Here is a 9913-nt window from a genome sequence, read left to right as displayed (position 1 = left end):
AAGGTGGTCCTCGAGCTCGGGGGTTCGGACCCGTTCATCGTGATGCCTTCCACGAATCTCGAACGGGCCACCGACGCCGCGGTCAGGACGCGGTGCCTTAACAACGGGCAGTCGTGCATCAAAGGCAAGCGCTTCTTCGTTCACGCGGACATCGCAGAAGCCTTCTTCGAGATGTTCGTTGCCAAGATGGGTGCGCTGGTGGTGGGGGATCCGATGGATGAGACCGACGTCGGCCCGCTGGCCACCGAGTCCGGCCGAGAGGATGTGGAAGCCTACGTCGACGATGCCGTCCGCAAGGGGGCGACCGTGCTGGTGGGCGGGCATCGGCCCGATCGGGCGGGCTGGTTCTACCCGCCCACGGTGCTGACGAACATCACTCCCGACATGAAGATGTGCCATGAGGAGGTCTTCGGCCCCGTGGCGCAGCTGCGGACCGTCGGCTCGCTGGAGGAGGCTCTGGAGATCGCCAATGGTCACCCGTACGGGCTGGGCTCCAACTTGTGGAGCGAGGACGAGGCGGAGCGGGCCTTGTTCGTACGCGACGTGCAATCCGGCATGGCCTTCATCAACGGCAACACGACCAGCTACCCGGAGATCCCCTTCGGCGGCGGCAAGCGCAGCGGGTACGGACGCGAGCCGTCGGACTCGGGCCCACCAACCGAGCACAACCCGAACTACACAGCTCATAGCGATATAAACGTCTCATTTGACTTGACAACTACCGACCGGGGATCGCGCTCCAAGGCGTCGCCCCACATGGGCCAACCGAGGTCAGCCAGGTCGTCCAGCTCCCTGGCGGGCGTGCGCGGCTCCATGGCAACCATCAGCAGCCACCCCGCCGGCGGGATGCGAACCCGCGAGAGCACCAGGCCGAACGGAGGGTCAGGCCGATTATCGGATGTGTGGCTGCGGTCAATGCCCATGACGACAGGATCGCCACGGTGACACTGCGGCACACCGTGCTGTCGCCCGAACTGATGAATCTGTGGCTCCGCTCTTGCACCCTGCGTAAGCGGCGGCGGCGCACGTGAAGTCTACGTCGGCGCGTCATCGGGGATGCCGCGGCCGCTGGGCGTCCGGCCGGCCCGTGCACTGCTGGGGTGATGCGACCCGGGTACGGCATAAGCTCGGCAGATGGCGAAGTACTTCGACGTGCACCCCGAGAACCCCCAGCCGCGCAGCATCGCCCAGGTCGCCGACGCGGTGCGGTCGGGAGCACTCATCGCATACCCCACCGACTCCTGTTACGCGCTGGGCTGCCGGCTGGGCAGCAGGGACGGCATGGACCGGATCCGTTCGATCCGCCACCTCGACGACCGGCACCACTTCACGCTGATGTGCCGGGACTTCGCGCAGCTTGGCCAGTTCGTGCAGGTGGACAATGACGTGTTCCGGGCCGTGAAGGCGTCCACGCCCGGCAGCTACACCTTCATCCTCCCGGCCACCCGTGAGGTGCCGCGCAAGCTGCTGCACCCGAAGAAGAAGACCGTGGGTGTGCGCATCCCGGACCATGTGGTCACCCAGGCGCTCCTGGCCGAAATGGGCGAGCCGCTGCTGTCCAGCACACTGCTGCTGCCTGACGATGAGGAGCCGATGACCCAGGGCTGGGAGATCAAGGACCGGCTCGATCACGCGGTGGACGCCGTGGTCGACTCCGGGGACTGCGGCACCGAGCCGACGACGGTGGTCGACTTCTCCGGCGGAGTGGCAGAGATCGTACGGCGGGGCGCGGGAGACACCTCGCGGTTCGAGTGAGGCCACGAGGCCGGTCACGAAGGTATGGTGGCCGTAGAGTGCTTCTCCTGGAGACCCCCTGTGGTGAGGGCATTACACTGCGAGACCTCCTGGCCCAGGACACGTGCCCAGAAGACTCACTTCTTGACCATGTCCCGGCAGATCCCCGACTCGTGTGCATTCTTGCCGCCCTCGCACCCAGCGAACGCGAGGTGGCCATCGCGTTGGGGCGCCCAGGCGTCAAGTCGTGGTTGGACGCAGCCGAGTAGGCCGGGGCCAACGACGCCCCAGCCCTTCGCGGAACGAGTGCGCCGGAAGACCCGGCGACTGGCCGCCGAACAGCGTTGCCGCACGATGCAGCGGCGTGAGCCGCAACAGCTACTTCTTTGGCATCCCGAGGCGGGAAGCCGAGAGACATGACGCCGCATGGGTGACCCACGGGGTCTTCAACTGGTCTGATCGCGCAGCGCAAAGGGGTATTGAAGTCTTGAGCGGCCCGGCGCGTCAGGGGCCGCGCCGGGCCGCTGGCACCCATGCAATAACCGCCCCGGCGGCTACGCATCCTCATGACTTCCATACGGGTCACAGCAGCGTGCGCCGAGGGTGCTGGTTGACGCCACGGATGAATCACTCCTTGCAGCAGCACCGCCCTGACTCCGCACTACCGGCTCCCATAAGCGGTTCGACCTACTGAGGATTAGCCTCGATCTTGCATGAGGGCCCGTCAGCTTGCTGGCGGGCCCTCATGCAAGATCGAGGCTAAGAAGTGATCTCATTTGGCTGGTTCGGTAGTCTGCGGGCGTGGGGATCGTTGAGCGGCTGGTGCCGGATGAGTTGTGGGCCTTGTTTCAACGGGTGGTGCCGCCTGCACCGACCAGGCCGCAAGGCGGTGGCCGGCGACGGCACGGGGATCGGGAAGTGCTGGCGGCCATCGTGTTCGTGGCGACGTCGGGGTGCACGTGGCAGCAGTTGCCCGCACCGTCGTTCGGGCCGTCGGGCGCGACCGCACATCGCCGGTTCACGGAGTGGACCAAGGCCCGGGTATGGGCGAAGCTGCACCGCCTGGTCCTCGACGAGCTTGGCTCTCACGGTGAGCTGGACTGGAGCCGGTGCGCGATCGACTCGGTGAACATGCGGGCCTTGAAAGGGGGGACCTGACGGGCCCGAATCCTGTTGACCGGGGCAAGAACAGGTCGAAGATCCATTTGATAACTGAAGGCTCCGGTCTGCCCGTATCCGTCGGGATCTCGGGCGCGAACACGCACGATAGCCAGGCACTGATTCCGCTGGTCCGCGGCATACCGCCGATCCGCTCGCGGACTGCGCCGGCGCAAGCCCTCCAAGCTCTACGCGGACAAAGCCTACGACTCCACTCACCTGCGACGATGGTTACGGCAGCGAGGCATCGCCCATCGCATCGCACGCAAGGGCATCGAATCCTCCGCACGCCTGGGTCGGCATCGCGGGAAGATCGAACGGGCCATGGCCTGGCTCGCCGGATGCCGCCGTCTCCACCGCCGTTACGAACGCTCAGCCGACCACTTCCTGGCCTTCACCAGCATCGCCTGCACCCTCATCTGCTTCCGCAGGCTCACCAAATGAGACGACCTCTTAGCCGGAGACCCTTGAGCCCCGGGGCTGTGGTGGTCGTCGGCCTTGCGGAAGTCGAGGAGTCCTCGGCAAGCGCACCGCCAGACTCCCCGGCCACAGCCGCCGCAGGAGACAGCGGCGTGGCATACCGCTGGCGAACGCCATCCCCAGCATGCGCCCGCTCGCCACCCCTTCCCGAGGCGGACGACCGCACAGTCGCCGGCCACCGGGAGGGCGGCCTCATCCTCGGCGCCCGACAGGCATCGGCGGGCGGCGCCCTGGTCGACCGGGCCACCCCCCTACGTCCGCCTCATAACCGACCTGGCGCAGTGACCGTCACAGGGCTCCGGCATCCCGGGCGGTCCAGACGCTCGGGTAGATCGGCCGGAAGCCGAGTTCCCGGCGGATCCGCTGGTTGGACGTGATCCCGTACCACGGGTCGGGGTCCGTGAGCTCGTGGATCCCGGCGGGCACCTCGACACGGTTGAGCTGGTACAGCTCAACCGTGGTGACCGGGGCGTCATCGGCGATGTTGTAGATCCGGCCCGCGATGCCAGGCGCGTACAGCAGCCGCATCAGACCCTGGGCGACGTCAGCGTGGTGGGCCATCTGCAGGCGCTGCTGCGGCGCCCAACGAGCGGCCCAATGCAAGGAGTTGGCGAGGTGCGGGTCGCCCTCGCCGTAGACGAAGGGGAGCCGCCCGATGCGTACGTCCAGGTTCTTGAGCGCGAGCAGTTCGCGCTCGGCCTGGGCCTTGGACTCGGGGTAGGCGCCCCACATCTGGCCGCCCGGGCGGCTCTCGTCCTCCTCGGTCAGCGGGCGGCCCCGTCCGACGCCGTACACATTGTTCGTGCTGACCTGCACGAACCGCTCCACACCGGAGGCCTGCGCGGCGCGGCCCAGTGCCACCGCGGCGTCCCGGTTGACGGCCCATGCCTCCTCGTCCGGCACTCCTCGGAAGGAGGCGGCGACGTTCACGACGGCGTCCACGCCGGCGAGCGCCTTGCCGAGGGTCTCCTCGTCGCGCATGTCTCCTACGAATACCTGGGCGCCAAGCTCGGCGAAACGCTCGCCGCGGGTCGCGTCCCGTACCAGGACCCGCACCTGCTCGCCCGGCTGCCGCTGGGCCAGCAGCCTCGGCACGAAGCGGCGTCCGACCTGTCCCGTCGCACCGGTCACCAAAGTCAGCATGATCTGCTCCTCGCGCACTGTGTCGCCTGTCGTTGACGACCAGCCTCGGCGGATGGGGGAACGATCGGGAGAGACCTCTTCATCGGGGGATCGGGAGTCCCTGGATAAGCCGGCGGGCCTCCCGCACCCTGGAGAGGTGAACCGACCCGAACTCGCCGACTTCCTGCGCCGCGCTCGCGCCCGCCTGAACCCCTCCGACGTGGGCCTCTCGGCAGGCGCCCGCCGCCGTACGCCGGGGCTGCGCCGCGAGGAGGTGGCCCAGCTGGCCGGCATGTCCGTGGACTACTACACGCGGATGGAACAGTCCCGGGGCCCGAGCCCGTCGCGCCAGATGCTCACCGCGCTGGCCCGTGCACTGCGGCTGACGGAGGACGAACGCGACCACCTCTTCCACCTCACCGGCGAACAGCCGCCACGCCGGGAGACGACCAGCACGCACGTACGCCCGGGCCTGCTCCTGGTGCTGGACCGGCTGCACGACACCCCGGCGATGGTGGTGACCGACTACGGCGAGGTCCTGGCCCAGAACGCGTTGTCACGGGTGGTGAGCGGAGACGTCCTCGCCCGCCCGCCCCAAGAACGCAACATGATCCGCCGCTTCTTCCTGGACCCGACGGCTCAGGACCTGTTCCCGCCCGAGGACCGACCGCAGCGCGCCCGCGAGCAGGTCGCCGGCCTGCGAGCGGTGGCCGCGGCCCGCCCCACCGACCCCGAACCGGCCTCGCTCGTCGCGGAACTACACGCCACGAGCGAGGAGTTCGCCCGCCTCTGGGACGAACACGAGGTCGCCGTACGCCGCGCCGCCACGAAACGCTTCCGGCACCCTGCGATCGGCATCCTCGAACTCGACTGCGAGGTCCTCGCCAACTCCGACCACAACCAGCGGCTCGTCATCCACACGGCCCGCCCGGGATCGGAGTCGTACCAGCGCATGCAGCTGCTGAGGGTGGTGGGCTTGCAGGACCTGACGCCGGCGAGTTCCTGAACGCGTGCACGACTTTCACGTTTGCCCCCTGCCCCCCCCGCACATCGCCCGCCCATTGACGCTGAGGCCTCCATCTGACGTTGCCGTCTGGTGATCAGCACGGGATCGGCGAACCCTTGCCAGCCGCCTCGGGCGCGCCGCGATCGCGGTCGGCACACCCGGCCGGGCTCCGCTGGGCGGCGGGCGCCTGCGGCGAGCGATAGACGACAGGCATAATCTTAGAGGCGGATCACGATGCGCGATACGCCGTAGTCGGTCATCAGTTCGGACTCGGACGGCAGCTTGTCTCCGGCGCGCAGAGTGTCGCCGGTGATCTGCTGTCGGATGTCGTCGGCCGCTACGACTCCCGGCCCACCTGGGACGAGGAGACCACCGACGGCACACCCGCGAGCGCCGACCCCGCCGCGTTCCTGGACTTCGCCGCCGGCCCCGTGGACAGCCGCCGCTTGGCCTCCGCGCTCGCAGACACCCCGATCGACGTCGAGGACATGGACGCCGACGGCGAACCGGGCTATGTCTGGGCCCAGGCCCTGCACTGGGACGTGCTGTACGCGCTCGGCCACCCGACCCAAGTGATTCACCGCGCGCAGTGGGACTACTTCCACATGCGACGTGCGCCGCAGGCATTCGGGAAGGCGATGGACAGCGCCGAACTCATCGCCCTGGGTACGACCGATCGACCGTTATGAAGCCCCACCGACCCGCGCAGGGGATGTCTCCCATCAGGCGGCACGGTAAGTGTCAGCCAGCCGTCGAGCGGCGGCCCGGACTGTCCAAGGCCGCGGGACGCCGACCCGGATCGCGGCCGCAGGCGCCCTTGAATGGCCGGCCCCACCTCTCGCTCATTTCCAGGGGTAGCCCGGCAGACAACGCGCCCAGCGCTCCCGGAGACTCCCCGCTTCGTTGAACAGCAGACCAAGTGGGGCGACAAGCCTGCCTGGCAGAGCGAGTACATGCTCGTGAGACCGTTATGAGGGCAACCGCCCCGCGCCGGGCGGCCCTGACCCGATATGGGCCAGGGCCGTTGCATCACCAGTTCCCGGGCCGTTCACCGGGCCGGTCCGGTCGGGATGACGAGGTCACTCGGAGGCGCCGGCCGCCGCCGCGACCGCGGCACGCACCTCGCGCGCGAAGCCCTTCACGGTGTAGCCCGCGGGCAGGCTGTCGATCAGGACGAGGTCCGAGATCGCGTTGCGCACGCGCAGCGGCAGGATCGCCTGATACTCGGGGGATTGGTACCAGGACTCAGCGGCGGCGCGGTCGGGGAACTCCATGAGTACGACCAGACCCGGCCACGAACCCTCGATCACATCGGCTGCGCCATTGGCCAGCCACTTCCCGCCGAACGGCTTGACAGTGGCCTCGACCTGCTCCAGGTATGACAGTCCCTGCTCGTTCGGGACGTCACCAGGGATACGGAGATGGTTGATCAGATAGGTGCTCACTGGACATTCCTCTCAAGGTGGCTAGGCGCGGGTGGGCGCGCAGCGCAGTTAGATTACTAATGTGATCTAACCTTGAGGGGGCGGTTTGCGCAACTCACCGACTTCGGCTCGTCGGGGTGAGCTTCGGCGATGCGCCCGATGGACCCGCTGTGGTGTCTGCATCCCGATCCAGAACCTGTTACATCTGGGCGTGGACACGGCGGGGTTGAGAAAGAGGGGGATGCCAGTCGCTGGGCGCCCGTTGCCGGTGATGATCAGCGACCGTCCCTGCGGGCTTGCTGCCGGCTCACGGCCGCAACCGATGTCACGTCCCCGGCCGGCTCCCGTCCTTCGTCCGGGCGGGAGCCGGTGATCCCAGCACAGTGCGCCGTGGTCGGGCGCTGCGAGAATGCGTACTGGAGCATCCACGACCGACCGGGCGCCGCCCGCATCCTGCTGCCCGCGACGAAGAAGCACACTGCCGGCGGCTGGCGCGGGTCTGGACCGACGACGGCTACATCGGCCACCTCACGACTGGACCGACCACCCGGCACCTCGGATGGGTCACCGTCATCGCCCTCAGCGACGATGCCCAAGGCTTTCAACTCGCGCCCCGCCGCCGGGCCGTCGAGATCTGCCAAGCACAGTGAACACCGCCAGTCATCCATTGGGCTGACACGCCCTCTCCGAATCGCGCTGGTAAGCGGCGAGGAGAAAGAGCCAGATCTCGCTGATGGTGGGGAAGGGGGCGACCGCGTGCCTGAGCCGTTTGAGCGGGATCTCGCCGGAGACCGCGATGGTTGCCGAGTGCAGGAGCTCGCTCACACCAGGGCCGACAAAGGTCGCTCCGACGAGGACTTCCCGGTCGAGGTCGACGACCAGCCTGGCGTGGCCCTGGTAGCCGTCGGCGTAGAGGTTGGCGCCTTGGGCGGCGTCGAAGTCGAGGTCGACGGTCTTGATGCGGTACCCGGCGCGCTCCGCCTGTTCGGCGTTCAGGCCCACCGCGGCCGCCTCGGGGTCGCTGAAGAAGACCTGGGGTACGGCGTGCTCGTCGGCGGTGGTGGCGTGGTCGCCCCAAGGCGTGTCGTCCAGCGGGCGACCTGCGGCGCGGGCACCGATCGCGTCGCCGGCGGTCCGGGCTTGGTATTTGCCCTGATGGGTGAGCAGGGCACGATGGTTGACGTCGCCAAGCGCGTACAGCCAGTGGTCGTCGACCCCCTGCACCAGACAGGTGGTGTCCACATCGAGCCACGAGCCGGGGGTGAGGCCGACCGTGTCCAGGCCGATATCGTCGGTCGCGGGCGTGCGGCCGGTGGCGCACAAGACCTCGTCGGCCTCCAGCTGGCCGCCGTCGTCGAAGGCGAGGGTGACCGGCCCCCGCGGGTCCGGGCGGTGCAAAGCTGTCACCTGGACGCCGGCCCGTACATCCGCGCCTGCCTTTTTCAATCCCTGAGCGACCAGTTCGCCGGCGAAGGGTTCCATGCGGGGGATCAAGCGGCGCCGCACGAGCAGCGTGACCTGGGAGCCGAGGCCCTGCCAGAGAGTGGCCATCTCGATGCCGACGCCGCCGCCGCCGATGATGGCGAGGCGGGCGGGGACGCTGCTGGAATCGGTGCCCTCCCGGTTCGTCCAGGGACGGGCCTCGGCGATGCCCGGGATGTCGGGCAACGCCGGCCGGCTGCCGGTGGCGACGGCCACCGCGTGCCGTGCCGTGAGGGTCTGCCGGGTGCCGTCGTCACGGCTGACACTGACTCGTCGGGGCCCGTAGAGACGGCCGTGGCCACGGAAGAGGTCGGCTCCGATGGACTTGAGGAACAGAGCCTGCCTGGTGTCGTCCCAGTCGCGGACAGAGCGGTTGCGACGGGCGAAGACGCCATCGGCGTCGACCTGACCGCTGACGGCCTGCCGGGCACCGTCCACGCGCCGGGCGTCGGCGAGCGCGATGACCGGCCGTAGCAGCGCCTTGCTGGGCACGCAGGCCCAGTACGCGCAGTCACCGCCGACCAGTTCCCGCTCCACGACCGCTACGGAGAGACCGGCGGCACGGGCGCGGTCGGCGACGTTCGTACCGGCCGGGCCGGCGCCCAGCACGACCACGTCGTAACGCGCACCTGCCTGGATGTTGCGCGATTCGCTCATATTCTTCCTCGCAATCCTGGGGGTGTCTGATGACGGTCCAGGGCGTGGTGATATCGCCCGTCGGGCCCGGTCGGCCGGGCCGTCGGTCAGGCGTGGCTGTGCGGGGTGACGAGCGGCCATACGGTGTCGGCATTGGCGAGGGCATGGCGGGAGTCCGTGAGGATGTTCAACGCCGGATCGCTTACGAGCTCGGCGATCTCGGCGTTGGTGACACCCACGGCCTGGGCGTCCTTGGCTGTGTCTCGCCGATGTGGCCCGCGGGCAATTGCGTGGGCCAGGGCCGCCGGAAACGGTGGTGTGGGTCGGCGGACTCTGCGCGGCGGGCAGTTCCCCTGTGCCGACCTTGGCGACGTCCGTCCCTATGCAGGTGTGGGCGGACAGGGAGTAGGTGCAATTGTTGTACTCTGCGCCGGCGATCGCCAGCCGTTCCCGGAAGACCGAGGCCGGGATCATGTACGCCAGCCCGCCGCGTGGGCAGCAGCCGCGCGACGATCAGCACGAGTAGCCGGAGACGATCACCCAGACCGGCAGCCCACCCGTCTGCCCGTAGTCGAGCGGATGCCCGCTCGCCGCTCGGGGAACCACAGGTCGATGATATCAATACCGCCTGGGTGTCGTGCCGCTACGACGCTCGGGGTCGGTGAGGGTCAGTGTCGGGCCCGGCTGCGGCGGTGGTGATCGATCACGCCCTTGCCGGGAAGCGGCAGGGAACGAGACCGTCGGCCGATGCTGACCACGTCAACGGTCCGCCCGTGCGCGGCACCCTTGGTAAGTCTTCATCCGCAGTCCGTGGACCGCTGCGACACGGTAAGAGTTCGGGTGATGTCAATCCCCTGGAATCGTAGAGACC

The 9913-nt window shown here is 68.6% G+C and carries 10 protein-coding genes and 1 pseudogene; 6 read left to right on the top strand and 5 right to left on the bottom strand.

Going from position 1 to position 9913, the window contains the following annotated elements; genetic code table 11:
- The 4 genes and pseudogenes from AC3EUJ_RS36445 to AC3EUJ_RS36430 all read left to right on the top strand — a co-directional run.
- On the top strand, positions 1-945 hold a 945-nt coding region (locus AC3EUJ_RS36445; protein WP_431969184.1), incomplete at its 5' end, for an aldehyde dehydrogenase family protein.
- Positions 946-1134: 189 nt separating this feature from the next.
- Entirely contained in the window at positions 1135-1755 is a 621-nt protein-coding gene (locus AC3EUJ_RS36440; protein WP_431969182.1) for an L-threonylcarbamoyladenylate synthase, read from the top strand.
- A 780-nt stretch (positions 1756-2535) separates the two neighbouring features.
- Positions 2536-2892, top strand: coding sequence for a transposase (locus tag AC3EUJ_RS36435; RefSeq protein ID WP_431969180.1), 357 nt, complete (start codon positions 2536-2538; stop codon positions 2890-2892).
- A 153-nt stretch (positions 2893-3045) separates the two neighbouring features.
- Positions 3046-3336 (top strand): annotated as a pseudogene (locus AC3EUJ_RS36430) (transposase); the annotation flags it as partial.
- A gap of 324 nt (positions 3337-3660) precedes the next feature.
- Here the strand turns inward: AC3EUJ_RS36430 and AC3EUJ_RS36425 are convergent.
- A complete protein-coding gene (locus AC3EUJ_RS36425; protein ID WP_431969178.1) occupies positions 3661-4515 on the bottom strand; it encodes an NAD-dependent epimerase/dehydratase family protein in 855 nt (284 codons plus the stop codon).
- Positions 4516-4651: 136 nt separating this feature from the next.
- On the opposite strand from AC3EUJ_RS36425, the gene AC3EUJ_RS36420 reads away from it, so the two are divergent.
- Positions 4652-5500 (top strand): helix-turn-helix transcriptional regulator, encoded by an 849-nt coding sequence (locus tag AC3EUJ_RS36420; RefSeq protein WP_431969176.1) that lies wholly within the window; start codon positions 4652-4654, stop codon positions 5498-5500.
- A gap of 218 nt (positions 5501-5718) precedes the next feature.
- Here AC3EUJ_RS36420 and AC3EUJ_RS36415 read toward each other — a convergent pair whose 3' ends face one another.
- Positions 5719-6036 (bottom strand): GntR family transcriptional regulator, encoded by a 318-nt coding sequence (locus AC3EUJ_RS36415; RefSeq protein WP_431969186.1) that lies wholly within the window; start codon positions 6034-6036, stop codon positions 5719-5721.
- Here AC3EUJ_RS36415 and AC3EUJ_RS36410 point away from each other — a divergent pair.
- Positions 5932-6189 carry a hypothetical protein gene (locus AC3EUJ_RS36410; protein ID WP_488180999.1) on the top strand — a complete coding sequence of 86 codons (258 nt, stop codon included), beginning with the start codon at positions 5932-5934 and terminating at the stop codon, positions 6187-6189. The two genes, AC3EUJ_RS36415 and AC3EUJ_RS36410, sit on opposite strands and share 105 nt — an antisense overlap.
- A gap of 390 nt (positions 6190-6579) precedes the next feature.
- Here AC3EUJ_RS36410 and AC3EUJ_RS36405 read toward each other — a convergent pair whose 3' ends face one another.
- The 3 genes from AC3EUJ_RS36405 to AC3EUJ_RS36395 form a co-directional block, all read right to left on the bottom strand.
- Positions 6580-6945, bottom strand: coding sequence for a DUF1330 domain-containing protein (locus AC3EUJ_RS36405; protein WP_431969174.1), 366 nt, complete (start codon positions 6943-6945; stop codon positions 6580-6582).
- 639 nt (positions 6946-7584) lie between these two features.
- Positions 7585-9063: a dihydrolipoyl dehydrogenase family protein gene (locus AC3EUJ_RS36400; protein WP_431969172.1), complete on the bottom strand. Its 1479-nt coding sequence runs from the start codon at positions 9061-9063 to the stop codon at positions 7585-7587.
- An 86-nt stretch (positions 9064-9149) separates the two neighbouring features.
- Positions 9150-9281 carry a hypothetical protein gene (locus tag AC3EUJ_RS36395; RefSeq protein WP_431969170.1) on the bottom strand — a complete coding sequence of 44 codons (132 nt, stop codon included), beginning with the start codon at positions 9279-9281 and terminating at the stop codon, positions 9150-9152.
- Between the last annotated feature and the right edge of the window lie 632 nt (positions 9282-9913).

This window comes from Actinacidiphila sp. bgisy160 (assembly GCF_057707815.1).
This window is presented reverse-complemented; position numbering and strand designations above follow the sequence as displayed.